Source organism: Vibrio sp. TRT 1302, from assembly GCF_050113875.1.
Lineage (GTDB): Bacteria > Pseudomonadota > Gammaproteobacteria > Enterobacterales > Vibrionaceae > Vibrio.
Window position 1 is genome coordinate 1 of the sequence record NZ_JBNJOF010000001.1, and the last position, 25336, is coordinate 25336.

Consider the following 25336-nt stretch of genomic DNA (forward strand, 5'->3'; position numbering starts at 1 on the left):
GGTGGGTCCGGGCGAACTCGAATCGCCGACCCCTACCATGTCAAGGTAGTACTCTAACCAACTGAGCTACGGACCCAAATTTAATGTTCTGCATGTTTTGGTTTTAACATGACTTTAAGGGATGGTGGGTCCGGGCGAACTCGAATCGCCGACCCCTACCATGTCAAGGTAGTACTCTAACCAACTGAGCTACGGACCCATTCCTTAAGAACGAGACGGATGTTACCGAGAGTTAATCGATCGTGCAAGAGCATTTTTATCGATTTTAGCTCGTTTGCTTTATATCTAAGCGAATTGACGTCGTTTTATCCGCATCAGATACGAAAATGTGCATTAAATCACACACATGCAACGACTACCGTCCTCGGCCATCAAACATAACAATGATGGTTTTTGTGATGATACTCATGTCCATTGCTAACCAAGATTTCATCGAACAGAGTGACAACGCGTAACTGTGGTCGTACCCGACCTTCCTACGCACATCATCAATACATGTGTCATAACCTTGGTTAACCTGAGCCAATCCAGTAATACCCGGCATCACTCCATAGGTTCGGTCAGCGAAATAGGGAATGGCTGCTTCCAGCTTGTTGTAAAAACTTGGACGTTCCGGTCTTGGGCCTATCAAAGACATATCTCCCACTACCACGTTAAACAGCTGGGGGATTTCATCTAGGCGAGTTTTACGCAGGAAACGACCAATAGGCGTAATTCGTGGGTCGTTTTCTGTTGCCCAAACAGCTCCAGTTCGCTGTTCTGCGTCTTGATACATGGTGCGGAACTTAATGATTTCAAAGAAGACCATTTTTTCAGGCGTCGATTTACCAACACGAAGTTGTTTGTAAAAAACGGGGCCCGGTGAACTGACTTTTATTGCCACTGCAATGAAGGGGATAAACGGCGATAAAAGGAGTAAACCAAAGATCGCGCCAACTAGATCAAAGAGGCGTTTAGCTAACCAGATTGACATGTGTGTTGATACATTGCTCATAATATATCCTTATTGGTCTACACGAGACCATTTTCCTGATTCAAGACCGAGTAGGTAACGTAAGCCACCAATGAAGTTTGCACAGTGTCCGGCGACAATATAGAGCACCAGTTTGCAGACTTTGTGGCTGAATATGTAGGGCAAGAAGTAACTGAGCAACGCCAGAGAGTAGAGGGCGATTTGCCCCGTTAACGCTGCCATAAACAAAGGGTTGTTCATCAATAATATTGACGAAACCAGGCAAAGAATCAGCAGGTAGGGGGTGAGCAGGCGTAAGCCTTTTCCCGAAGCAAACGCAAAAGCGACACCACGGTAGCGAGGCATAAACATATCGGCCAATAGTATCGCTTGTTGCATGTTACCCGCGGAGATTCTTAATCGGCGGTGGTAGTCATTTTGTTGGTTGGTTGCTTCCATTTCCAACGCCACCATTCTGGGCTCATATTTGGCTAAATACCCTTGACGAACAATCTCCATAGGAATGATGAAGTCGTCGTTAATGGTGTCCGTACCCATGTTTTTAAACAGGCGAGTACGGAATAGATAAAACGCGCCGTGCGCCCCGAGCGTAGACCCTAGAGAGGCTTCATGCATTTTGACTCTACTCTGGTACTGCCAGTAGCGATTCTCGCCTTCATTGTCATGGTTAAATAGCTGGTAGTGACCGTTAACGACACCAACTTGGCAATCATGAAAATGACGATCAGCCAACCACAACGCATCAATAGAGATTAGGGCGGATACATCGCTAAGCGCCGTAATATCGGTAGATATCGTCGACATCTGCTGATTGACGACGGCCACTTTGCCGCGATTCTCGTTAAACACACGAATTTCAAAGTGCGTATCAGCGCAGATAGCTTCTTGAATAGTCTGCTCTGCGATTAATGCGGTGTTGTCCGTGCAACCATCGCAAGCAATAATCACGTTGTAACGATTTTTTGGATAATCGAGTGACGACAGATTGCGAATCTTATCTGCAATCCACTGTTCTTCGTTATAGGCTGGCACGAGAATAGTAATCGACGCACAATCTTGGTCACTCGTCACTGGTCTATAGCCTCGGGATGCGTGTTTAATCGCCTTGAGTGGATGATGTTTTGAATACCATGAGAGTAATACTGGATATCCAACATGGTGATAGATAATCAAACTACTCGAGATGAAAAACAGAGCGGTCAATAGAAGTTCCATCATGCGCTTTTCTCCACAGCTAGTTGGTCATAGGCTTTGACCATTTGGCGTATATCATTGTTTTTCAGAACAAACTCCCTTGGTGAATGCGTATCATGTCTGCCTGATAAGTTGTTTAGTAGAACCTCTGCCAGTGCGTTTGGGTTATTACTTTCGACCACTGAACCTGTGATAGGACAAAGGGTTTCGCTGCAAGCTCCAACATCTGAGGCAACGGTAACAATGTCACATGCTTGTGCTTCAAGCGTGGAAAGCGGATAGCCTTCACTCCTAGAGGGTAAGCAGAACAGATCTAAAGATTGGTAAAAGCGACACATGTCGTCGACGAGACCGAGGAAAATGACACGTTGGCTAATCCCGAGCCTTTGTGCTTGTTGCTCAAGCGCCTCTTTTTTCGATCCCGCTCCGGCAATCACCAGATAGATGTCCTTTGGCAGCAACACCATGGCATCAAGCAGTATGTCGTGACCCTTAACACGTTCGAGCCGTCCAGCACTGCCAATGATGGTCGAAGAAACGGGAAGGCCTAATGCCTGACGGGCGAGGGGCTTTGATCCAGGTTTAAACCGCTGACAATCAATGCCGTTGTTGATTACCGATACGTCGTGATAGTTAAGTCGTTCAAATAATTGATCTCTCACCAATTTTGCATCGGCAACGACAGAGGGTTTGGCGATAGCGAGAGCCAATTTTTGTAGTGAACAGTGCTTTGGGTTGGATAAGTGCCAAGCATCGTGTTCGGTGTGGATGCGGGCTTTCACGTTAGCAAAACGTGCTGCAATCGCTCCGTAAATGATTGGACCAATATGGTGAGTGTGTACAGTGGTCGGTTTTAATGTGCGAAATAGCTTATATAGACGATGTAATGTCGTAAAACTAAACCCTGCCGGTTTATCAAGAAACACGAGGTGATCTTCGACTTCGCCTAACCGAGGCCAGTGAGAAATCGCCTCTTGCTTTGAGCCTTCAAGGCTAACAATCAATACGTGGTGCTCAGGGTTGGAAAACGTCAGCATGTTGAGTGCCAGTGATTCGAGTCCCCCTGGGGCAAGATGTTGAACGACATGAATGACGTTTTTGGTATGGTTATTCATGCTATCTCCTGACATGGTTTAATTACCTAACTAGCAGATAGCATAGAATGTGCCAATGATTTAATTGTTATTTATCATGTGTTTAACTATTTTTATTGGGTGATTGTCATAGTGAAAATCAAATTACGTTTCACTATGAGTGGTAAGGTTTGATTTTGGGAAGATGAGTCAGCAAAGGTGCTTTAGTAATTGACTCTATCTCTGATTTACGGCGCACCGACGAATCGAAAAGTTCGATTAATGTCGCGACACCGGCGCCGAGTGCAATCCCTGCGACAAAACCTGCGATGATAAAAATAATGATTGGTAAGTTAGCGGGGCGACTGGGTGTAAAAGGAAGGTCGATGATTTTAACCCTTTTGTTTTGCTCAAAAACACCGAGTGACCCTGTCAATTGAGCCATTTCGTAGCGTTGAAGCAGTTCATCATAGAGCTGACGTTTGATTTCTGCGTTGCGAACTAAACGGTGCATGGTTTTGGCGTTGTCACCAAACTTATTCGCTTCTTGTTCTAGTTGAACAATCATGTTGTTGAGGCTTTTTGTTTCTTCTTTGAGAGACTCATAACGTCCTCTCACGAGTTGTAGACTGTGGAGTTGGGTGACGAGTAGAGGCTGAATATCACCCAGTTCTCTCAATTGGCTACTGCTGGCAATATCCCATAGTTGATCACTACTGATGTTTGGCTGCTCCATTTGCAGCAAAAGTGTTCTTTCATTCTCAAGCCGGCGTAGCTCGCGCTCTTTACCTTGTACCGCGCTGTGACTTTCCGTGTATTTGGCTTTTAACAACGTCAGTTCACTGCGGATTTCAATGATTTGATCTTCGATTTTACCCACCACAGGATTGGTTTTTGATAGCTGTTGATCGAGTGAACCTAAACTGCGTTCAACACCAGCAAGCTCAGCACTTTTTTCCGCATAGCTTTGCTTTAGCGCTGCTAAGCGAGCGAGCGATTGCGTCTGCATTTCAGGTGTTACGGAGGCAAAGCGGTTTCTAAAGTCTGCGAGTTCATTCTCAGCTTGATCCAACTCTACACGGCGCTTTTCAATGTGTATTGCTAGGAATTCCGACGAGTCTTTAATTGATGAACGCTCAGGTGCAAGTAACTGTTCGATGAAATGCTCGCTGATTGATTCAAGCATCTCTTTCATACCAGACGGTGAAGGTGCTGTGAGGGATATTTTTAAGAAATCCTTACCTGGCTGGCTGACCGTGAGACTATTCGATAGTTTGTTGATGACATGATCTTTTTGGGCATCTGACATCGAATCGTTGATCAATCCATGCTCGTTGGCCACCGCAGTTAGAACATGACGACTTTTCAACAAAGTACTTAATGCATTGAGACGTTCTTTAAGCATGGTAGAGACTGCAATGTCCTCTAAGAAAGGGTTCATTTTTGCGGTTTCTTGTATCAGCATAGAGGTATGTGAAACGTAATTGGTCGGAGCCATTTTGCCAACGAAATAACCGATAAATGGCAAGATCAACATAGGAACGACGATGACATATCTTTGTCGCCAAGCGCCATTGAGAATAACGATGAGACGAAGTTTCAGGTCGTTCATAGAGCCTCCAACATAGCGTTAAGTTTGTTGGTGCGAGCATCCCAACTTTCGTTGCTGATATTCAGAAAACCGAGACGTGGCTGCTGAATCGCAACGCGTTTAAGTGCGAGAGAAAACTGTTCCGCGTTTGTGATTACGTCAACATGCTGTTGATATGGTACAAGGGCAGGGAACGGAGTGCTGATCACACGGCTTCCTGCTGCTAGATACTCGAGCAGTTTCAAAGGACTACAGGAGCAGATCTGTTTATTAGCGACAAAAGGCAACAGGCTCACGTCCCAGTGCTGGCTATAGCAGGGCAGAAGGTGATGTGGGCGAGGCCCGAGGTAGTGAACATTCTCAAGCTTAGGGAGCGGGTTATAGTCGAGCTCGATAGGGCCGATAAAGACAAACTGCCAATCGGGATTGTCTCGACAAACTCGTTCTAGCAGTTGATAGTCGAGCCAGTTAGATAAACTGCCATAGAAGCCCGCGATTCGTTGTCGTCTTGGCGGCAGATCCTTTGCGCGAGCAGCCGGCGTGCTGAACAGCGCGGTATCGACGCCATGCGGTAGATAGTGAGTCTTAGTTTGAGGAAACTTTGTCAGCAGTTGGGCGCTGGCGGCGAGTATTAAATCGGCTTGTTCAACCAACTTTAGCTCATGCTGTGCGACAACATGGTGATCTACGCCAGCCAATGAGGAAAAATCATCGCCGCAGTAGTAAACCACCGCAGACTCGCCCAGCGATCCACAAAGATCGGCCGTGGTTGGCAAGGAACTCCACAGGATGGGGTTGTCGAGTTTAAGTGTCTTGATGACGGGAAGCAGTTGAACGCAAATCATCATTTTTGCAATGCGACGAGCCAAATAAGAACGCGGTGCCGGAATGGTGCGCAAATTAACCACCGTTATATTGTCAGGTAAGGTGTGACCAGAATTGAAACCGCCTTTACTTTTACCCAACAGTTTGGCTACGACTCGTTTTAAATCATGTCGCGTTAACCTAGGCTGGCGCAATCCTATTGAATTAACCCAGAGAACCTTTCTTTGTTTGGCTAAACGTACAATTAAATGTTGGGTGCTCGAAGGCAGACCGCCAAAATCTTCACCAAACACAATTAAATCACGCATGGTCAACCTCCTGACTGTTCAGGTAGCGAACAATTTTGGCTGGGTTTCCTACGGCAACCACCATAGGGGGGAGACTTTTGGTCACCACACTACCAGTGCCAACCACAGTGCCGTGCCCAATGGTGACATTTGGGCATACCGTAACATTGGTGCCTAGCCAAACATCGTGTTCAAGAACGATATCGCCGATATCTCTGCATTCATCACCATGGCCTTGAGCGCGTAATTCTGGGTCAAGTGAATGGCCAGAATAACCAAACAGAAATGCTCTCCCAGCGATACGGACGTTATCTTCAATGACCACGCGTGTAGCTACGGCGATGGTGCTTTGCCAACCGATGTCGACATTACTGCCGATGAGCAATTGGGGATTGCTGGACTGTGGTCTCGCGCTGAAGGTGGTTTGACCTGAAATTCGGCAATCATCACCGACAGTGATCGACAGTGGACCAGAGATAAAAGGGACACCACCAAACAAGTAGAGACTTTTACCATGCTGCTTGAGACGGCCTTTGAACGCAGGCGTGTGAATCATCACGCGTACTAGGCTGAGATAGAAACCGGTTAGAGTTTGATATAAGAAGTAACACACTCTGTTCCACCACTGAGGCGTTGGAATATCGAAGGCTCGAACTGTTTTCAATATGAGAAACAATTTGCGATAAGATGGATTTTCGTGGTGTTGAAGCCACACCTTAAAGTGGTTAATGCGTTGTGCCAACATAATCTATCCCTGCATTTTTTGAATTATGCAGAGATCATTACACTAAGCGTGCCATAATTAATTGTTAATTAAATCAGTGCTTTAAATATTTATTCTCTGATTGGGAAGGTGTTTTCTCAAATTGAGAATGCTTTTGGCTAATTCGGGATAGCGCAATACACAAAGCGGCTAGGATATAAATTGGCCATGTAAAGCCTTGGGTGAGAAAGGTTCCGGACACAATTGTACCAATAATACCAGCATAGACTGACAAAGCGGTGGCCTTCAGATAGGGTGAGACGGGTTCGGTACTGGAGTCTAAGATTGTCATGGTCGTTCGGCTCGTTTTTATCAGCGACACGATCATGGCGATGAAAACTAGCAATCCTAAAAAACCCGTTTCTGCTAAAACACCAAACCAGGTACTGTGAACCGCATGGTTGAGTCCATCCCAGTGTGGACTGTAGAAAAAATAATTGGCGTAAAAGTTATTCAGTCCGACACCAGTTAGTGGATGATCTAATGCCATCTTAAATGCCGCCTCCCAAGCGTATAAGCGCCCCATTGCGGATGCATCAATACCCTGTTCTGCGGCACCACCTGATTGGCGATCTGAGATACCAGCGACTGCGAACAGTATCACCATCGCGATGAGACCAATAGTGATTAGCAGAGTTTTCGAGCGAATTAATCGTAAACCAAAGATACCAAATACTGCGAGGGAACCGAGCAACCCCCCACGACTTTGAGTTGCAATGACTGCCGCCATAGCAAGTACTAAACCTATGCTGCCCAGAATGCGAGAAAAGCCAATTTGTTTCGTGGTCGCAAAGCTAATGGCGAATGCGAGCGGAAACATGAGCACCAGAGAGAGATCATTAGGGTCGCCTAACATTGAGCCGAGTTCTCGCCCGATGGTCACCCTTGTCCCTTCGACCAGACCGACCCCATTGATCGAATTTGATAACGCCACGACAGCGATTAACGACCCCGCTAAAATGATCAGCGTAGCGATTCTTTTAACGGATTCTTCACTGTTAACCAACCATGCTATCGCCAAAGTCATAATGATGATTTTCCAGTAAATATTTTTGAAATAGGTGATGGCAAGTCCAGGATTGGATGACAATACGGCACCGATGACGACAAGCAGCCAAAAAACGGCCAACCAAGTAAAGCTCGGGTGCCAAAAGGTGGTCAGTTGTCGGCTAATCAAACTGTGCCAAATCAAAGCAGCCAAAGCGCCCACAGAGAGTAACAATGGAATCTTCAATGAGTAGAGGGCTGGTATCGCTTCGTGAATTCGGAAAAAGGAGAACAACACGAACAGGCTGACTAGCCAAAATGTCTGATTGAGCACAAACAGAACGCCAAGTGGCGCAAAGCAAAGCACAATCACAATGGCAGGGTGAGGGACAAACATCCATATTGCTGCAAGAGTGAAGCACAGCAGTGACATCCACATGATCGCTTTGATGTGTTTGTCGCGGCTCATTGGGTTTTACCTAAGTAGGTTTGCATTGCGATGAACACTGTTCTAATCGAGATAATAGTGACTAATTGGCAGCGAATCGCGTAAGCAATTAGAGCAAGCGGCTGAAGAACTAACATCAGTACTGATACTTCTAAATGTTGGTGGTAGCGGCTGGTTACAATGAAGGTAATGGTTAAAAACACCAGCCCAAGCAATGCTGAAAGCTGATAGTTAAGGTAGAAGAGTTTTTGGCTACGATACAAGGTCAACACGAAGCGAGTCACTTGACCAACCACCAGCGATAGCAAGATTCCATACAGCCCATGCTCTAGCGTCACAATGCATGTTCCGAGTGCCACGAAGGTCGCAAAAATATTAATGTAGAGTAACTGTGGGGTCTTCTTACGATACAAAACGCCAAAATTAAACAGTTCGACTAACTCCTTAAATAGCATCATGGTGATGGTTAGGCTGACATAGCCGATGGCTGGCTGGTAGTTCGATGGGAGAGCCAACTCTATGAAAATCTGACTAAGCCAAGAGACGCTGATGGCGATAAGACAAAGAAGTAAAACGCCACGCTGGGTTACTTTGGCTGTGTAGCCAGAACCATGTACTTGCATAGATTCGAAACGTTTTGGCATCCACCACATGTGAAAAGGTTGAATTAAAATTCCGACACCCAAGGCGAATTTAGCGGCAATAGCATACATACCTAACGTTTCAAGATCGGTCGCACCTGCAATCAACCATCTCTCTGCACCGCTTAAACCAAACGCGACAACCCCAGACAACATTAACGGCATCGAGTAATAGAGGTATTGTCTTAAATGAGTGGTTTTAGGTAAGCGAAATGGGAATCGTAGGTAAAAGTGAAGAAAGAGAAATTGGGCAAAAGTACAGAGTACATTGAGTGCAAAGATGGTTGTCACGTCAGGAGAATGAGTTAGCACGGTAACGAGTAACGCCACCTGAATCACGACTGTTGTTGTACATACCTTAAAAAATAGATCCGCCTGATTATGCAGACGTAACCAAGCAAGACATATCGCCAGTGGCGCTTCGTAGCAGAGTACCAACAGAATAAGCGCAAGCTGAGTGGTGTCAAATAGATCGAGTTTGAAAGGAGAAACCATGTAGAAAAACAGTATGACGATACTTAAAAAAACAGAAAGAGATAGAGACGCACTATATAACTTGGCTGCTTTTATTCTGCGCAATCTAGCGTGGCGGATCGGCCCAATAAATCGGTAGAGATTTTCATGCATTACCAGTCCAACAACCAAGCTGAAAAACACTGTGGTAATCCCCAACAGTTCAAGATGGCCTAGTTCGTTTGGTGACAAATAGTGAGCCATTAACGGCAGGGTAAACAGTGAGACTCCTTTCATCAGAAACAAGCTCACAGCATACAAACTAATGTTCTTTATATGACCGTTGGACATAGCAACCTCCTGATTTGCGCCGTTTAGTTATTCTGAATGACACGCGCCATGGTCAGTGCCAAATCGCCATTGATATACTGAGCAAATCTCTTATAGCGAATCTCTGCACGATAGTGCTTGGCTAATAAACCTGCGTTTTGACGACAACGATCAAAAACCTCTTGATCACTGACGGCGTAGAGCAAAGCATTCGCCAGTGAATCGACATCGCCCGGTTGGTACTTGATGCAGTCGCGGTTATGAACCAGCTGTTGGTCCCAATAAGCGCCATCTTGAGGAATAAGCACACACATACCAGCTGCAAGCGCTTCAAGGATGGAAAGTCCAAAAGGTTCGTTTTGACTGGTTGAGATGAATATATTGGATTGACTGCGTATCTCATCTAGGTTTTGTGGATCCTCAAACCACTGACAGTTGCTTAGATTTATTGGCGCCTGTGAAACGGGCAAACAGGTATCGACCGGACGGATAAAACAGATGTTTAACGCAATCGGTTTATAATGGGTGGTGAGTTTGATGGCATCGATTAAGAGGTCGAGACCTTTCCATTTCAATAGCGATGCAGCCCAAAAGCAAATTGGTAACTGAGTTTGGCAAGGTGTCGGCCATCTAGATTGAGGTAAGCCATTGGCAAAAGAGTGATAATGTTGTGCACATAGATAAGATTCTGCTAGCGCGGATGCATCCGCAATGTTCGTTTTGTGCTGTAAGTAACTCTGTAACGCGGCTTTTAAGCTTTCTCTTGCCGAGGGTAAGTAAAATACCGCATCGGCTTGAGTCAAACAGTATCCAATAGAGCGCGAAAGCCCAACACAACCGTGAACGAACTGGATGATTTCGTAAACGGCAACACGCCTAAGCAGATAAATCGCCATATCAATACCAGGGCCAGATGCGCCAACCACTTTTGTTATTCCGCGATGACGTAATAGAGTAATAAACAAGACCAACAGCAAATAGAGTTGGTTTAACCAATATAAAGGCCCATGATGAATTTTCATCAATGCCGACACAGCGCGAATAGGGGTAATGATGACATCATGTTTGGCGTAAAAGTCGCTGTTGATCCAAAATTCCGGTTGGATGGTCAAGACAATAAATTGATTCCCGTTTACTCGACATGTATTGAGTGCATCGCTGGTTGCGATTTTAGAACCGCCTTTAAACGGGATTGGGTCAAACACCAAGGTAAAATTAGACTTAACCATGTTGGCCTCCTAAAGAGACGCGATTCGATAAGTAGGTCTTTAGTGGTGAAAGAGAGGTGAATAGGCCGCGTACTTGATTGTTTTTTTGTGCAAGAATGGTGTTATAAACTTGTTCAATCTGCGGACACGTTACCGATAAATCATGGTTTTTGATGATATGGCGATAGGCGTTGGCAGCGAGGCCATGGCACAACTTAGGATTGTTAATCAAAATCCGCATTGCACTCGCGATTGGGCCAATCCCTTTATTAGGATATAGCACTCCGGTTTTACCGTGGCTGATAAACTCAGGAATACCGCCTTCAAATGGTGCGACAATGGGCAGCTTAGCCAATCCAGCTTCTGCAACCACTAACCCAAAGGCTTCACTGCGTGCGCCACTGATAAAAGCGTCACAACCTTTAAGCCAGCCAACAACGTTTCTTTGCTCACCAACAAAGTGTACCTGCATCGCGAGATGAAGGTATTCAGCTTGCTCTTGAAGTTTACTTTTCAGTGGTCCATCGCCGATAACCACGAGACGTGTATGAGGGTATTCAAGGGTTACGTGACGAAGCGCGGTAAGAATTCGATCGATCCCTTTGCGGTGAATTAAAGATCCGACAGTGGCAAAAACAAAATCGTGTTGCGGAATACCGAGTTCACCTCGAACATCAACTTCGGATTGGGCTAACAAAGCTCGCGTGTCAATACCGTTGTGCACAATGTTAACGCGTTCAACGGGATAGCCATCATTGAGCAAAGCTTGTGAAACGTACTTGCTGACCGAAATAACATGAGGCGATAGATGAAGACCTAGGGTAAGACGATCTCTGATCTGGTAAGGGCAGTGAAGTTGAGTGACTAAAGGGATATTCTTGATCCTTGCCGCAGCCACCATCCATTGACAAGGTGCGCCACTATTGACATGAATAAGGTCGATCTTTTCTCGATCAATGAGCTCGCAACCGTGCTCTACCAGCCCCATCCAGCTCATCAAATTGAAACGTGGGGCTTTCCAACCCAGTAACAAACGAAATTGGCTCAGTTCTGTGGTGACGTTGATTTGGTCGAGTTGCTCTGCCAATGTACGATTGTTGGTCCACACCAAGGGCTGGAAGTGATTTGGATTTAGGAACTTAATCAAATCGAGCAAGCATTGTTCACTGCCGCGAATCCAGTTATCACCATAGTGTACAAACAGAATTTTTTTCGCCATAGCCAATCCCTTTTGCTGTCGTAAGAATAAAGGTCGATAGCAGTTGTAACGCAAACGGGATGCCACAAATTGATGGATTTTAAGTTATTGTTTTGTAGTTGTTTTTAGAAATGATAAAGGTAAGAGTCGCTCATTTCTCAATTTGAGAATCAGTTTGAAACTGTTTTGGAAAGTAGAGCTCTAGCATTTGAGGGATGATAGCCGAAGGTGAAAAGTGTCGTTCAACGGTCGCGACGGCATTGCGCTGTAGTGTGCTTCTTTGATGCGAGTCGAGCGAGACAAAATTTTGCAGTTGTTGGTTGAGTTCTTCCATAGAGTTAACCAGAAAGCCATTGTGTTGGTGACGAATCAATTTATTGAGGTTGCCGACATTGAGTGCAAGAACGGGAATACCGCGCGCCATAGCTTCAAGGGCCGCCATTGGAAGACCTTCGAACCGAGAGCAAATGACCAATAAGCCAACATTTGGCCAAATACTCGACATGTCACTCTGGTGACCGTGAAAGCGAACATTGATTGGAGCACAGTCTGTGAGAGCTGTTTCCATCGGCCCTGAACCATAAACATCAAAGTTTAATTCATGATTAAGCCGCGCAATTTCAATAAATCGATCAGGCGCTTTCTCTTCACTTAATCGCCCGACAAAAGCAATCTGTTGTCCAGTGCTGATGGATAGCTGGTGGTTATCGATAAAGTTGTTGAAGCAAACAGACTGACTTGGCAACTTAGCCATGATCGCATGACTGACGGCAAGCGAGTGGGTAGAGAGAAAGCAGCTGTATCTGTCCATCAAGTCATAAAACCATACTTTTCCTTTAGGTGTCTCGCCAGCGTGATAAGTCGTGATCTGTGCAACGCCAGTTACGAGATGCAGCAGTTTACAAATGATGCTGGCTTTATAGCCATGGGCGTGTACGACGGTGGGGCGTTGAGTTTGAATCAGGTCGCGTAATTGAAAAACACAGTGCTGTTTATCGCGATCAAGATAATCAACGCTTACGTTCGCTTGTTCTAATTGTTGTTTCAATTGGTTGTGATGAGGATAGCGGCGAAGAAGCCAAACTTGAACGTGAATGTTAAAGAGCTTGAGCCCTTTCGCGAGCTCAAGCACATGCGTTTCTATACCACCGAAGGTTTGACTATCAATAACCAACCAAACTTGATCAGACGAGTTGCTGCTCATCCTCAGACTCCCAAGCTTGTTTTTTTCGGTACACGGTTGAAGGACTAAGTTCGAGCAGCACCGCAGCATTGAGCACATTGCCGTCGCAGTAATCGATCGCTTGTTGGATCGCTTCTCTCTCTATCTGCCACATAGGACGTATATTGTGATCCGACTTTGCGACTTGTGGTATGGCATCCGTCATATGAAGTGTGGAGTCAACATCATGCCGCGGTCTGACTGGCTCAGAGACCGCAGCAGTCAGTGAGTTTGGCTGGAGTTTTTTGTTTTTGATTAGTTGCTCTGGAAGATGTTCGTATCTCAAATGACTGTCATCGTTCAACACGACAATATTGCGAATAATATTTTGCAACTGGCGAACATTGCCAGGCCAGTTGTAACGTTTAAGCGTAGATTCCGCTTCTCGATGGATTGAGGAGAACTTCTTACCATCTTCTTTGGCGTACACTTTGAGAAAGTGGGTCGCTAAGGTAATGATGTCGTTACCACGATCTCTCAAAGGTGGCATTTCAACGGGAACCACATGAACACGATAATAGAGGTCTTCCCTAAATCTACCTTGCTCGACTTCTTGCAAAGGATCTCGGTTTGTTGCGCAGATAATACGAACATCAACCTTCATCTCTTTGGTTGCACCGAGCGGAGTGAATGTTCCGGTTTGCAGGAAGCGGAGAAGCTTTTTCTGCATTTCCAGTTCCATCTCACATAGCTCATCGAGAAATAAGGTTCCACCATGGGCTTGAGATGCCGCCCCTTTACGATCCGCTGTCGCACCTGTAAAAGCGCCTTTTACGTGGCCGAATATCTCACTTTCCATCAGATCTTTGGGGATAGCACCACAATTGATGGCGACAAAGGGTTTATCGCGGCGCTTGCTCTCTTGATGAATGGCTTCTGCACACACCTCTTTACCGGTACCACTCTCGCCGATAATAAAAACACTCGCAGAAGTAGGTGCGACAGAGTCGATGATCTTATAGATCCCTTGCATTGGAAGGCTTGAACCGATGAAACCATGAAAGCGATTGCGGTCGAATTTAGCTTCAATATCTTCGACGAGTGTCTCCAGTTTTACTTGCTGTAAATGCAGGGCAATTGAAGTCTTTAAACGGTCGGCATTAATTGGTTTTTCTAAAAAGTCTTTTGCGCCTTTTTGCAGCAAACTCACTGCCACATCAACGGAGCCATGTGCGGTAGCAATAACCACAGACGTAGGAATCTGCTGTTCGTTGATCCAGTCTAAGATATCTTCGCCATCCATGTCGGGTAGCTTTAAATCAAGTATCACTAGATGGGGGACATTACGTTCAATGAAAGCGATCGCTTCTTTACCCGTTTCAACATGGAAAAGGTCGTAATTTTCGTCCTTAACGTACTGCTTATACAGAATAGCCAGTGATGTGGAATCTTCTATTAATAATACTTTTGGTTTCATAGGCGATTTCCTATCGATAAACAGTTAAGGTTGCATCGGTTGTGAAAAGCCTTGCTGCTTGCGAATTTCTAGCGCAGCTAGTGATTGTTCCGCGAGGCGTTGCAACTCAGATTTAAGTTTGAAGGCTTGGTTTCCTTGTCCATCTATACATAGATGTTCAATTTTACGCGCAAAATTAGACAATGTACGGTTGCCCAAGGCCAGTGAAGAACTGCCTAAGGTGTGTGTTTCAAACTCAACCGTGTGTGAGTCTTCTCGATCAATGGCTTGGTATATTTTTTCAAGCCGTTGATGTGACTCTTCAAGATAGTGGTCAATCAATAACGGGATGACATCTGCACTTGTGTCTTCAATCATCTGTTGAAGGATTTGTTCATCGACAAGTTCCAAATTAACCTCTTCTAATATTGATGAATCAACGGTTTTAATGTTAGCTCGATATGACTCTAATTGCCTATTTTCTGTGTTTGAAGTGTGAGCAGATCCTGCTTCCGTATTGTGTTCTTCATTTAAGAATAGATTAATTTTTTCAATTAGTTGTGATGCTCTTAGAGGTTTTGATAAGTAATCATCCATACCCGAGGCAAGAAACTTCTCTCTGTCTCCCGCTAGGGAGTGTGCAGTAAGGGCAATAATAGGAAGTTGCGAGGTAATGTCATCATCGAGTTCGCGGATTGCTTTGCATGCCTGCATACCGTCCATCTCTGGCATAGAGATGTCCATAAAGATGATGTCGTACTGATATTGCTTGACCATCTCTACCGCTTGAACACCGTTTTCAGCAATATCGATAGTGAGGCCGATACGCTTAAACATCTCTCTGATGACCAATTGGTTCGCTCTGTTGTCTTCCGCAACCAAAATACGAGCATTAGTGTATTGCAAGGTAGGGCGACTTTCGGTGGTATCCGGTGACGAGATTAGCTGATCAGCGACAGGTAAGCAGATATCAAAGGTGAATGTACTGCCAATGTGAGGCTGGCTCTCTACACGGACTTCTCCATCCATTAGATTGCAAAGGCGTCTGCAAATTGCCAGACCAAGTCCGGAACCTTCTTTGCTACGAGAGTATGATTGGTCAACCATAGTGAACTCATCAAACAGATAATCGATCGCATTTTGGTTGATACCAATCCCTGTATCTTGTATCTGACAGATGAGTTTTACCTTGTCTTCAGAGGCCTTCTCAGCGCCGACTTTAACGGTGACGCTTCCTTCATGGGTAAACTTAATCGCATTACCAATTAGATTCAGTAAAATCTGTTTGACTCGGTTAATATCACCACGAACCTTACTGGGTACGTGGCCTTCAATATAGCAGTGTAAGACTAAATTTTGTGCTTTCGCTGTAGGAGTGAATGAATCGACAACACTCTCTACACACTGGCGAAAATCAAAGGGCTGATCCTCAAGTATCAGGGTATTTGACTCCATTCGTGTGAAATCGAGAATATCGTTAATGACGGACAGTAAAAAGTGGCCTGATTCAATCGCTGTCGAGACAAGTTTTCTCTGCTCCTTACTCAGTTTGGTCTCTTCGAGTATGTTGAGAATACCCAGTACACCATTCATTGGGGTTCTAATCTCATGCGACATAGAGGCAAGGAAACGACTTTTCGAGTCATTGGCAAGCTCTGCGCCTTCGCGGGCGGCGTGAAGCAACTTATATTCTTGTTCCAGCTTGGCGGACATGTCATCAAATGCACGAGATACGTCACCGATTTCGTCCTTCGATTGTGAATTAAGTTGAAAGCCAGGACCCGATTGCTCAATGGTGTTGACCGCCGAAGCAATGCGAGTCAATCCTCGTGTTAAATAGGTACCTAAGGCGAAAGAGAAAAGGGCAACTAACACCACTTCCATGGTTGCAATGCCGACAATGGATCGTTGTGCGTCATTCAACATCATCATGATAGGTTCGACTTGAAAGCCGATATCGACATAACCGTAGACTTTGCCGTTGACCTCAATCGGGCTACGCAAATCGAAGATTCCATCATCAACACTTTCAAGGCTGGTATCGTTTTGTATCACACGCTGTAAGATCTGTTTGTCACCAGCGCAGGCCATCTCTTTGCCATCACGTAACACCCTAACGTAGGCCACATCCTCCAATGTCATGAACTCATCGACGAGGCTTTCCAGCGTGGCGATGTCTGTGGACAGAACGGCATCTTTTGCCGCTTGAGTAAACATGGTTGCGCTAGAGTTGGCTCTCTGTATGAGCTGCTTCTCATTTGAGTTGGAAAGAAAGCTCATTGCACTCAGGACGAGGACGACCAGCACAATGATTTCTATGATGGCGATTCCGAGGATCGTTTTTGAACGTAAAGTCATGCGCTTCCCCACTAATCCAAAATCGTGATGTTTAGCTTACGAACGTCATTCCAATCTTCATCTTGAGCAGCAACGAAACCTTTTAAGCTTAGTGTCTTTAATTGAGCTTGTCCGACGCTACTTGAATCCAATGACATCAAGGCGTTTTGCAAGGCAGAGACCTGTTGCTGGCTTAAACGTGGATGGGTGGCAATCGCATGTGGTGTATAAGACTCAGTTTTCCAGATGACTTGAAGTTGAGACTTGACGACTTCTGGCAGTGAATTAAAGGTTCGCATCACACCGCCACCTGCGGGATAAAAGCCTTTAGCCACCCCGAGGTAGACTGAATCGTGTGAGGATACGTAGTCGACCTGATAACTGATTCCCGCTTTGTTTAGATCGCTTTGAGTTAAAATGGTGGCGGCAAAAGCGGCAGGAGAAGGGAAAGCGAGCTTAGCGTTGTCAAGCTGAGTGAGGCTTTCAATAGGGTCATTTTTTTTCGCGACAATAATACCTTGAATGAATTTGTCTTTTGCTTTGGCTATCGCACGGTATCCAGGAGCCTGACTAAAAACTGTGTAGTGATAAGGGTTCATATAAGCGATGTCATACTTACCTTCAGCCAAACGTTGTTCGAAAGTGGGAATGTCTGGAGCGGTACTGAATACCACTTCGAGTCCCGTTTGCTCACTGAGGTAGCTCATTATCGGCGTCCACTGTTCGGCCAATCGGCTGGCTGATTGCTGTGGAACGATGCCAAAACTAAGGGTTTGAGCCAGGCATGTCACGGATAAGGATAGGGCGGAAATAAACACGACTAGACGTTTCATGCTAACTCCTATGCTGACTGTGCCAGAAATTCGTTGGTCAAAATTTTGCTTGCTATACGCTCACGCCAACTACGTGGAATAAAGGTAAAGCGGTTTAACTCGCGGACTATTTCTTCGGCCAAAGTGGCTTGGTCTCTCATGTTAAGAATAGAACCCAGTAGAGAAATTGACGCGCAATTGAGCATCTCAGTCGCTTTCGCCAACTGACCCGACGACGTTTTTCCACCCATAACGACAAGGACAGTCTGATCACAAGCCCCCGCAACGACTTGGGCGGGTATATTGCCGCGATTTATATGTAACAAAGGGGAAGTGTCGCAAATGACACGATCGAATTGTTGCAGCCACTCGGATACCGCATTAGTGAGGTAGGTCGGATCTTTGTAAGCCAGAAGCGCTGATTGACTGCTAGGGACAGGTAACCCAGTAAACAGCTGATGCGTATCGTTGTGTTCGACCAAAAGTCCGACTTGCTCAGTAAATTGAGGCATCGAATCGATGGATTCAAATGCTGGGTGAAAGGTATTTAAGTCAACGACTAATGTTTTATGGCCAGCCAATAAGTAACGCTCCGCAAGTGCAGATACAATAGATGTGACACCGTCACCTGATTGACAGGCCGTAAGACAGAGAGAGCGGCAACCATTCATCTCCGCAGCAAGATAGATTTGCTCAATCTCGGTATGGGTTGAAGGAATAATCATCACAACGCTCCTATTAACACTATGGTGGTGGTTAAGCGCAGAATATCTTCCAAGCCAACACGGGCTTTTTCCAAGATGCTTTCGCTGCGGTCAGGAACATAGATGGTGTCGCCGGCACGGAGGACAGGCAGTTGGTATATGTTGGCCGTTTTACTGAAGTCCACCAAATCAAATGTTCGCGCCTGACCCTGACAGCAGGACATATTCACGATAGAAATCTTTTCAAGGTAAGCTCGGTCAGATGGGCCGCCTGCTTCTGCAAGCAAGTCGAGCACTGTCATATTGTCGTCGAAAACGTAACGTCCTGGTTTGTTTACTGCGCCAAGGACACGCACCGTGGACTCTTTTGAACGATCAAGCCAGATTTTGTCTTTCTCGGGAATGTAGATGGTGTCGCCCATAGTCACGTTAGGTAATAGGCTTTCGTCGCCCGTTTCGAAGTAAAGTGAAAGGTTCAGCTTGCTCACTTTTGAGTAGCTTTTGTCTCTATGGGTGATGCGGATGTTATGGATGTCAGCATCTTTGGTTGGGCCATCGGCGGCGGAAAGAATGTCGAGAAAATGCATATCTTTGGTGAAGCGATAACGTCCAGGCGCGTTGACCTGACCAAAGACGTAAATCGATGCATCTGAACTTTGACGAACCCATTGTGACTTATTATCCGATGGGTCTTGAGGAAGGTCATGAATACGAATAATTGACCCTGAGGTAATGCTCGGCAATTCACTGCTAGGTGCTCCACTCAATATATAGGCATCGAGATCGAATACATGGAGTTTATTGTCACTGGTGACAACCTCGATTTTGGAGGTATCAGCGCGTAATGTTGGGCCGCCTACGTGAGACAGTAGATCCATTAGATCCATTTCATCAGACCATTCCACACGACCGGGACGAACCACTTCGCCGATGATGCGTACTGCGCGGTTCGGCGCTATCTTGAGCCAAGACTTTTCGTTCATGTCGGTTTTCTCAGGGACAAAGATTGCATCACCAGCACTGATTTTAGGAGGGTTGCGTCCTGATAGTCCTTCAGTAAAAGCGGTTAGGTCGAATTTGACGACAGTACCGTTGGCTTTAATGACACGAATCTGACGGGATTCTGCGTAGCGTGTTGGCCCGCCAGCATTGGCGAGAATGTCCATAAATGAGGCATTCTTTTTACCTTCATAGGCACCAGGACTAGCGACTTCCCCCATGATATAGACAACATTAGCACCGGATTTAATTTCCTCTTCTTGCTTAGGAACAAAGATAGTCGTTCCCGGAGTTAGGGTAGGCAGTAGAGAAACATCACCGCTATCTAAATAGGATTTAAGGTTGAATAGTTTAGGGGTGTTGTCCGAAATAACTCGGATTTGTTCTACCGAAGCATAGCGAGTGACACCACCCGCACGCATGATGATATCAACCAAATCCGTATTGGCTTTATAGCCGAATGAGCCTGGAGCGTTGACTTCGCCAAACACTTTGATCGCAGTACGTCCATCAGCGCTATCGCCAGCGTTTGCGAGTTTGGTTGCGTCAAACTCTTGTTCGATATTGCCGACTAGCGGCGAGGCTGGAACGAAAATCGTGTCCAGTGAATCCAGCTCTGGAAGCAGTGATGAGTTACCCGTATCAAGGAAGTTTTTATAATTGAAGGCAATTTTTTCATTGCCGCGTTTTATAAATAGATCGTTCAACTGAGCGCCTGCACGTAATCCACCGGCTGCGTGCAGTGCCATCTGGATATCTGCGCTCTTAGGTAAGGTGTATTCTCCGGGTGACTTTACGTACCCTTGTACAGAAACGAGGATTTGTTGTTCGGCGATGTAAACTGTCGCAGAGGACAGATCGCGATAGACTTTCTCCAACGCTTGTTTGACGGCTGACTCAAGTTGAGGCTCAGTATAACCAGCAACATAAAGGGCACCTACTTCAGGCAAGGTGATTCTTCCACGCTTATCGACTTGAAATCCTTTGTTTAGAGAGGTTTCGCCTGGCAGATTAACTTGGATTAAGTCGCCGATATCAACACGCTCTTCACTCGCGTTGACCAAAGTAGCAAGTGACAGTAACAAGGTGACGAACAGAAGATTAATTTGTTTCATAGTAGCCTCCTTGCATCGGTGACTCAGTGCGTTCCTGCTTGTCGACCACCTCAATGCTCACTCGGCGATTAGTAAGACGAACGCCCTCAGATTCTCCCTGATATAGAGGAAGGGTATCGCCTACGGAATGGGTTTTAATACGTTCTGGACTCAGGCCAAAAATGATCAAATATCTCTTAACTTGTTGTGCTCTGCCCATCGCAAGTTTTTGATTGTAAGCCACGTCACCCATCGAATCTGAATGACCCGTGACGGAGAGAGTTAAACTTGTATGCTCTTCCAGTAAATTCGCTGCGCGGGCTAAATGCCCCATATATTTAGGGTTCACTTCTGTTGAGTTGAATGCAAACTGATTATCCACATTGAGTAGACTGTAGAGCTTGTCGATGATGGCCAAACGTTGCTGAAAGGCGTTCTCATCCATTGGTGGAACACATTTCGCTTGAGAGGTCACGTAGTCCAATTGCAGTTCTAATTCATTAAGACGTTTGCGTTGGATAACGATGTCATTGGCTGCGTCGAGAAGAAGACCGCCTTCCAATTCACGCGCAATGCGATTCTGTTTCTCGAGTGCCTGAACCACTGCTGCTGGAAAACACCAACGTGCTCCTTCTCGAATGAGTGAATCAAGCTGAAGTTTAGTTAGCTGCCAGTCGAAGCGTAAACCGTGTTCTGGACCAAGAGGCTCGTCGGGCATGACAGGAGTGAAACTTGATTGAATGTAATCTTCTGCAATGCCACCACGACCACTTTCAGGGTAACTGGAACAGCCAATCACTGAACTGACAGTGACAGCTAGGGCTATGTGTTTGAGAGAAAAGTTCATGCCAACGTCCTTTGTTAGTGATTTATTGTTATTTTTAGTGAGTTTGAGAATTGACCGGAATCGCCTGACTGATGCGCAGTAGGTTGATGATTTCCAGTGGCTGCCCTGAGGCGTTTTCTATGCGCATGTTGCGTTGACGTTCAATAAGGCGTTTGTAGAGATATACGATAGCGCCGACACCAGAAGAGTCGAGAAACTGGACGTGGCTGAAGTCGATCTCCACATCGCGGCCAGAGTCTTCAGCAATAATCTGATCGATGTGTGGTTGAGCGAAACGGCTGCCATCGGCATCTAAGTTTCCGTTGATGATGAGTGTATCTATGGTTTCACTGGCTTGAATTTTACGTAGTTCCATGACGCTTGCTCCTATGTTGGTTGCATAGAGTGGAGCAGGTTACGTGCCAATAAAATAGCCATTAATAATCAATATCTTAGTGTTGTGTTCTGTAAATTTCTCAATATGAGAAATCGCTTTTCTCAATTTGAAAGTCATAAGAGTGAGATAAAAACATCAGATTTAACTGGTTGGTCTCCAGCGAAATGTAACTGTGATTACTAACAGCTATCTTTTAGACAACGATGACTCTGAATCCTTAATATTGAGCCTAGAAACGCTCCAGATTGTCGCAATAATTTGAGACAACAATCGAGCTAGGAGCAGTCGCTATGCAGTTTAGATGTTCGTTGGTCGCAATCAGCGTGATCGTGATATTAAACTCACCTGTGTACGCAAAAGAGAAAGACAAGCTACCTGAGCCAGTGGTCTTGGCGAGCAACTATAGTGATGAAATCGATTTAGAACAGTATTGGCAAAGTGAGAAACTCGATGGAATTCGTGCGGTTTGGGATGGTTCCACTCTCCGTACTCGACGTGGCAACCCAATCGCTGCGCCAACGTGGTTTACTCAGTCTCTCCCCAATTTTCCTTTGGAAGGGGAGTTGTGGGCAGGTAGAGGAAACTTTCACATTGTTCAACAAACGGTGTTGGATCAGTTACCTAAACAAGTGGCTTGGTCATTGATCCGCTATATGCTATTTGACATTCCTTATAGCGATCAGAGCTACCTCAAACGCTATGACGCCTTAAAGAGTTTAGTAAACACGCTGAATGAAGAACATATCCAATTGATTGAGCATACACCGATAGAAAATCAGGCGACATTGTTTGACAATCTTGAACGCATAGCGGCGCTTAAAGGTGAAGGAATAATGTTGAGGAGTATTCATCATGCCTATCACGCTGGGCGAAGCCAAGATCTAATCAAGCTTAAGAAACTGCAAGATGGAGAGGCAGTCGTTGTTGGTTATAAGTCGGGTAAAGGCAAGTTTTCGAATATGATGGGAGCGCTGTTAGTCGAATTGCCCAATGGACAACAGTTCTATATTGGAAACGGATTCAGTGATGAGCAGCGTAATTTCCCTCCACCATTGGGTAGTCTCATTACCTATCAGTTCAACGGCTACACTCACAATGGCGTGCCCAAGTTTGCACGATTTCTTAGAGCCGCGATAGATCGATAAAAAACAGGCCAGTCAAATGACTGGCCTGTAGCGTTATTTAGATGCGAGTTCTAATTGATGAGCATCATCGAGTCGATGCATCCAACGTAGGCGTAATCCGAGCATGATCGCTGCAGAAGATAGACCAATAATAAAGCCCATCCAGAAGCCGTGAGCGCCCATTGGTTCAACAATCCAGTCTGTCATAGCGAGTATGTAGCCCAGTGGTAAGCCCAATACCCAGTACGCAATAAAAGTACGGTTGAATATTGCTGCCATATCCTTGTAGCCACGAAGAGCACCAGCCGCGACAACTTGTACCGCATCAGTCACTTGGTAAACCGCTGCAAGCAATAAGAGTTGCAACGCAAGCTCGATCACTGCTCGGTTGTCGGTGTAAAGTAGGGCAACTTGTTCTCTGAATAATACGGTAAATAGTGCCGTAAAGAGTGAACTCGCTACCGCAACGATAAGACCAACACGAGATGCGATGGCAGCCCCCTCAACGTTAGATTCCCCAAGTCTGTGTCCGACGCGGATACTGGTTGCAGCACCAATACTCATTGGGATCATAAACACTAATGATGAGAAGTTAATCGCGACTTGGTGAGCTGCGACAACAAGTGGCCCTAATGGTGCCACCAACAGAGCGACAACAGCGAATAGGGTCACTTCAAAAAACATGGCGGCGGCAACGGGGAAGCCCAGTTTAAATAGACGCAACAATGGCTTTAATTGTGGACGATGAAACTGTGCAAATAACTGAACATGTGCCAATCGATTGGATGTAAGTACATAGAAGAGCAATAAGGCAAACATAATCCAATAAACAATGGCTGTAGCGACACCACAACCAACCCCTCCAAGGGCAGGGGCTCCAAACTTACCATAAACAAATATCCAGTTGAGCGGGATATTGATCAGGAGTCCAATAAAACCAATCACCATCGCAGGCTTAGTCAACGACATACCATCGGTTAAGCTTCGAAGCACTTGGAACAGCAAGAATGCAGGGACGGCGAAGATGACAGCGTGCATGTAACCAATCGTTTTGCCCGCCATCAGAGGCTCGACGTCCATTAGGCCGAGGATACCTTTGGTTTGGAGCAAGACTAACGAGATCGGGATGGATAGCAAAAGCGCCATCGCAAGTCCCTGATGGATTTCGAATGGTACTTTGTGCTGTCTGCCTGAACCATTGAGCTGTGCCACAACAGGAACTAAAGCCATTAGAAGACCAACACCAAATAGAATCGACGGTAGCCAAATACTCGCAGCAATGGATACCGCTGCCATATCTGTTGCGCTAACGCCACCCGCCATTACGGTATCGACAAAGCCCATTCCTGTTTGAGCCACAGAAGCAATCAGAACAGGTGTAGCCAGTTTTACCAGTGTGTTAGCTTCGGTTTTATAGCGATGCAATGAAAAATACTCCAACAAACTGCTTGAGAAACCTGAGTGAATAGGCAAAGGAATGCTGCGCACTCAAGCACAGAGAAAATGATTGTCTGCGATGATAAAGAAATGTCACACTAAGCACCATGAAAAACTGACGGAATTAATCATGTTTACCGGAATCGTTCAGGGAATGGCGAAAGTTGTTGCCATCGAAAAGAAAGAAAAGTTTCAAACACATACCGTTGAATTGATCGGGCCAATGAATCAGGGCCTAGAGATAGGCGCATCTGTTGCACACAATGGTTGCTGTCTTACGGTAACGAAAGTGGATGGTGAGCTTGTTGATTTTGATTTGATGCAGGCGACCTTAGCGTTGACCAATCTTGGAGAGTTGGCTATCGGAGATAGGGTTAATATTGAGAGAGCCGCTAAGTTTGGCGATGAAATTGGCGGTCACTCAATGTCAGGTCACATCTCGCTAATGGGTGAAGTGGTTGATGTTATAGACACACCAAATAATCGAACCCTGTGGTTCGAAATTCCTCAAGACAGGATTAAATATGTCTTGGCTAAAGGCTATATTGGCCTCGATGGTTGTTCGTTAACCATAGGTGAGGTTGAAGGGGCGCGTTTTTCCGTTCATCTCATCCCAGAGACGTTGCAAAGAACTCTGTTCGGAAGCCGTAAGATTGGTGATAAAATTAACGTCGAGTTTGATCCACAAACACAAGCAATTGTGGATACCGTTGAAAGAGTATTAGCGAGTAAATCGTTATAAAAAAAGCGCCGTTTGGCGCTTTTTTAAAATACTTGTTCATCGTCGGCATCAACGAATAAGTCAATCGTGTCCATTTGCTCATTGACTGTCATGTTGAGGTGGATTGCATGGCAGCAAGCAGGACAATCATCATAAAACTCTTGGCTACCATTCGATGCATCAAGCGTAATACTAATGGTATGACCGCAATGGGGACAAGCAACCCTTTTTTTCTGTGTAGCTATGCATAACTCTTTTCCTTACATCTATATCGAAAACAGCGCCTAACTGACTCC

The 25336-nt window shown here is 45.6% G+C and carries 21 protein-coding genes, 2 tRNA genes and 1 pseudogene; 2 read left to right on the forward strand and 22 right to left on the reverse strand.

Translation table 11 applies throughout. From position 1 onward, the window contains the following. Positions 1 to 2: 2 nt before the first annotated feature. The 20 genes from ACQEXP_RS00005 to ACQEXP_RS00100 form a co-directional block, all read right to left on the reverse strand. Positions 3 to 76 (reverse strand) — tRNA-Val (locus ACQEXP_RS00005). A gap of 46 nt (positions 77 to 122) precedes the next feature. Then, positions 123 to 199 (reverse strand) — tRNA-Val (locus ACQEXP_RS00010). Between the two features lie 156 nt (positions 200 to 355). Then, positions 356 to 994 carry a sugar transferase gene (locus tag ACQEXP_RS00015; protein WP_426967366.1) on the reverse strand — a complete coding sequence of 213 codons (639 nt, stop codon included), beginning with the start codon at positions 992 to 994 and terminating at the stop codon, positions 356 to 358. A gap of 9 nt (positions 995 to 1003) precedes the next feature. Beyond that, positions 1004 to 2191 (reverse strand): glycosyltransferase family 2 protein, encoded by a 1188-nt coding sequence (locus ACQEXP_RS00020; protein WP_426967368.1) that lies wholly within the window; start codon positions 2189 to 2191, stop codon positions 1004 to 1006. Next, on the reverse strand, positions 2188 to 3282 hold the full coding sequence (locus tag ACQEXP_RS00025) for a glycosyltransferase (RefSeq protein WP_426967370.1): 1095 nt from the start codon (positions 3280 to 3282) through the stop codon (positions 2188 to 2190). Before ACQEXP_RS00025 ends, ACQEXP_RS00020 begins: the two co-directional genes overlap by 4 nt. A 133-nt stretch (positions 3283 to 3415) precedes the next feature. Next, complete coding sequence (locus tag ACQEXP_RS00030) at positions 3416 to 4852, reverse strand: GumC family protein (RefSeq protein ID WP_426967371.1); 1437 nt, start codon at positions 4850 to 4852, stop codon at positions 3416 to 3418. Next, the gene (locus ACQEXP_RS00035; RefSeq protein ID WP_426967373.1) at positions 4849 to 5964 is read right to left on the reverse strand and encodes a glycosyltransferase family 1 protein; all 1116 of its coding nucleotides are present in this window, start codon (positions 5962 to 5964) and stop codon (positions 4849 to 4851) included. Before ACQEXP_RS00035 ends, ACQEXP_RS00030 begins: the two co-directional genes overlap by 4 nt. Next, on the reverse strand, positions 5957 to 6688 hold the full coding sequence (locus ACQEXP_RS00040) for an acyltransferase (RefSeq protein ID WP_426967374.1): 732 nt from the start codon (positions 6686 to 6688) through the stop codon (positions 5957 to 5959). The genes ACQEXP_RS00035 and ACQEXP_RS00040 overlap by 8 nt, the downstream gene beginning before the upstream one ends. Positions 6689 to 6761: 73 nt before the next feature. Beyond that, a complete protein-coding gene (locus ACQEXP_RS00045) occupies positions 6762 to 8162 on the reverse strand; it encodes an O-antigen ligase family protein (protein ID WP_426967376.1) in 1401 nt (466 codons plus the stop codon). Further along, positions 8159 to 9586 carry a lipopolysaccharide biosynthesis protein gene (locus tag ACQEXP_RS00050; protein WP_426967378.1) on the reverse strand — a complete coding sequence of 476 codons (1428 nt, stop codon included), beginning with the start codon at positions 9584 to 9586 and terminating at the stop codon, positions 8159 to 8161. The genes ACQEXP_RS00045 and ACQEXP_RS00050 overlap by 4 nt, the downstream gene beginning before the upstream one ends. A gap of 23 nt (positions 9587 to 9609) precedes the next feature. Continuing rightward, on the reverse strand, positions 9610 to 10794 hold the full coding sequence (locus ACQEXP_RS00055) for a glycosyltransferase family 4 protein (protein WP_426967380.1): 1185 nt from the start codon (positions 10792 to 10794) through the stop codon (positions 9610 to 9612). Continuing rightward, positions 10787 to 11992 carry a glycosyltransferase gene (locus ACQEXP_RS00060; RefSeq protein ID WP_426967382.1) on the reverse strand — a complete coding sequence of 402 codons (1206 nt, stop codon included), beginning with the start codon at positions 11990 to 11992 and terminating at the stop codon, positions 10787 to 10789. Before ACQEXP_RS00060 ends, ACQEXP_RS00055 begins: the two co-directional genes overlap by 8 nt. A 130-nt stretch (positions 11993 to 12122) precedes the next feature. Continuing rightward, positions 12123 to 13175, reverse strand: a complete 1053-nt coding sequence (locus tag ACQEXP_RS00065; protein WP_426967384.1) for a glycosyltransferase family 4 protein — start codon at positions 13173 to 13175, stop codon at positions 12123 to 12125. Then, the gene (locus ACQEXP_RS00070) at positions 13156 to 14610 is read right to left on the reverse strand and encodes a sigma-54-dependent transcriptional regulator (protein WP_426967386.1); all 1455 of its coding nucleotides are present in this window, start codon (positions 14608 to 14610) and stop codon (positions 13156 to 13158) included. Before ACQEXP_RS00070 ends, ACQEXP_RS00065 begins: the two co-directional genes overlap by 20 nt. Positions 14611 to 14634: 24 nt before the next feature. After that, the gene (locus ACQEXP_RS00075; RefSeq protein ID WP_426967388.1) at positions 14635 to 16947 is read right to left on the reverse strand and encodes a response regulator; all 2313 of its coding nucleotides are present in this window, start codon (positions 16945 to 16947) and stop codon (positions 14635 to 14637) included. A gap of 11 nt (positions 16948 to 16958) precedes the next feature. After that, the gene (locus ACQEXP_RS00080; RefSeq protein WP_426967389.1) at positions 16959 to 17759 is read right to left on the reverse strand and encodes a phosphate/phosphite/phosphonate ABC transporter substrate-binding protein; all 801 of its coding nucleotides are present in this window, start codon (positions 17757 to 17759) and stop codon (positions 16959 to 16961) included. A gap of 8 nt (positions 17760 to 17767) precedes the next feature. Continuing rightward, on the reverse strand, positions 17768 to 18463 hold the full coding sequence (locus ACQEXP_RS00085; protein ID WP_426967391.1) for a chromosome partitioning protein ParA: 696 nt from the start codon (positions 18461 to 18463) through the stop codon (positions 17768 to 17770). After that, the gene (locus tag ACQEXP_RS00090; RefSeq protein ID WP_426967393.1) at positions 18463 to 20556 is read right to left on the reverse strand and encodes an SLBB domain-containing protein; all 2094 of its coding nucleotides are present in this window, start codon (positions 20554 to 20556) and stop codon (positions 18463 to 18465) included. Before ACQEXP_RS00090 ends, ACQEXP_RS00085 begins: the two co-directional genes overlap by 1 nt. Beyond that, positions 20543 to 21382, reverse strand: coding sequence for an OmpA family protein (locus ACQEXP_RS00095; RefSeq protein ID WP_426967395.1), 840 nt, complete (start codon positions 21380 to 21382; stop codon positions 20543 to 20545). The genes ACQEXP_RS00090 and ACQEXP_RS00095 overlap by 14 nt, the downstream gene beginning before the upstream one ends. 34 nt (positions 21383 to 21416) lie before the next feature. Next, on the reverse strand, positions 21417 to 21737 hold the full coding sequence (locus ACQEXP_RS00100) for an STAS domain-containing protein (RefSeq protein WP_269376435.1): 321 nt from the start codon (positions 21735 to 21737) through the stop codon (positions 21417 to 21419). Between the two features lie 311 nt (positions 21738 to 22048). Between ACQEXP_RS00100 and ACQEXP_RS00105 the strand changes: the two genes are divergently transcribed. Further along, complete coding sequence (locus ACQEXP_RS00105; RefSeq protein WP_426967397.1) at positions 22049 to 22903, forward strand: DNA ligase; 855 nt, start codon at positions 22049 to 22051, stop codon at positions 22901 to 22903. 33 nt (positions 22904 to 22936) lie between these two features. Here ACQEXP_RS00105 and ACQEXP_RS00110 read toward each other — a convergent pair whose 3' ends face one another. Beyond that, the gene (locus ACQEXP_RS00110) at positions 22937 to 24307 is read right to left on the reverse strand and encodes an MATE family efflux transporter (protein WP_269376437.1); all 1371 of its coding nucleotides are present in this window, start codon (positions 24305 to 24307) and stop codon (positions 22937 to 22939) included. Positions 24308 to 24449: 142 nt separating this feature from the next. On the opposite strand from ACQEXP_RS00110, the gene ACQEXP_RS00115 reads away from it, so the two are divergent. Further along, entirely contained in the window at positions 24450 to 25061 is a 612-nt protein-coding gene (locus tag ACQEXP_RS00115) for a riboflavin synthase subunit alpha (RefSeq protein WP_426968003.1), read from the forward strand. 23 nt (positions 25062 to 25084) lie between these two features. Here the strand turns inward: ACQEXP_RS00115 and ACQEXP_RS00120 are convergent. Further along, positions 25085 to 25289 (reverse strand): annotated as a pseudogene (locus tag ACQEXP_RS00120) (CPXCG motif-containing cysteine-rich protein). Positions 25290 to 25336: the final 47 nt, after the last annotated feature.

Coding starts and splice junctions, on each gene's coding strand:
- ACQEXP_RS00015 (WP_426967366.1), bottom strand. CDS start 994: ATGAGCAATGTATCAACACACATGTCAATCTGGTTAGCTAAACGCCTC.
- ACQEXP_RS00020 (WP_426967368.1), bottom strand. CDS start 2,191: ATGATGGAACTTCTATTGACCGCTCTGTTTTTCATCTCGAGTAGTTTG.
- ACQEXP_RS00025 (WP_426967370.1), bottom strand. CDS start 3,282: ATGAATAACCATACCAAAAACGTCATTCATGTCGTTCAACATCTTGCC.
- ACQEXP_RS00030 (WP_426967371.1), bottom strand. CDS start 4,852: ATGAACGACCTGAAACTTCGTCTCATCGTTATTCTCAATGGCGCTTGG.
- ACQEXP_RS00035 (WP_426967373.1), bottom strand. CDS start 5,964: ATGCGTGATTTAATTGTGTTTGGTGAAGATTTTGGCGGTCTGCCTTCG.
- ACQEXP_RS00040 (WP_426967374.1), bottom strand. CDS start 6,688: ATGTTGGCACAACGCATTAACCACTTTAAGGTGTGGCTTCAACACCAC.
- ACQEXP_RS00045 (WP_426967376.1), bottom strand. CDS start 8,162: ATGAGCCGCGACAAACACATCAAAGCGATCATGTGGATGTCACTGCTG.
- ACQEXP_RS00050 (WP_426967378.1), bottom strand. CDS start 9,586: ATGTCCAACGGTCATATAAAGAACATTAGTTTGTATGCTGTGAGCTTG.
- ACQEXP_RS00055 (WP_426967380.1), bottom strand. CDS start 10,794: ATGGTTAAGTCTAATTTTACCTTGGTGTTTGACCCAATCCCGTTTAAA.
- ACQEXP_RS00060 (WP_426967382.1), bottom strand. CDS start 11,992: ATGGCGAAAAAAATTCTGTTTGTACACTATGGTGATAACTGGATTCGC.
- ACQEXP_RS00065 (WP_426967384.1), bottom strand. CDS start 13,175: ATGAGCAGCAACTCGTCTGATCAAGTTTGGTTGGTTATTGATAGTCAA.
- ACQEXP_RS00070 (WP_426967386.1), bottom strand. CDS start 14,610: ATGAAACCAAAAGTATTATTAATAGAAGATTCCACATCACTGGCTATT.
- ACQEXP_RS00075 (WP_426967388.1), bottom strand. CDS start 16,947: ATGACTTTACGTTCAAAAACGATCCTCGGAATCGCCATCATAGAAATC.
- ACQEXP_RS00080 (WP_426967389.1), bottom strand. CDS start 17,759: ATGAAACGTCTAGTCGTGTTTATTTCCGCCCTATCCTTATCCGTGACA.
- ACQEXP_RS00085 (WP_426967391.1), bottom strand. CDS start 18,463: ATGATTATTCCTTCAACCCATACCGAGATTGAGCAAATCTATCTTGCT.
- ACQEXP_RS00090 (WP_426967393.1), bottom strand. CDS start 20,556: ATGAAACAAATTAATCTTCTGTTCGTCACCTTGTTACTGTCACTTGCT.
- ACQEXP_RS00095 (WP_426967395.1), bottom strand. CDS start 21,382: ATGAACTTTTCTCTCAAACACATAGCCCTAGCTGTCACTGTCAGTTCA.
- ACQEXP_RS00100 (WP_269376435.1), bottom strand. CDS start 21,737: ATGGAACTACGTAAAATTCAAGCCAGTGAAACCATAGATACACTCATC.
- ACQEXP_RS00105 (WP_426967397.1), top strand. CDS start 22,049: ATGCAGTTTAGATGTTCGTTGGTCGCAATCAGCGTGATCGTGATATTA.
- ACQEXP_RS00115 (WP_426968003.1), top strand. CDS start 24,450: ATGTTTACCGGAATCGTTCAGGGAATGGCGAAAGTTGTTGCCATCGAA.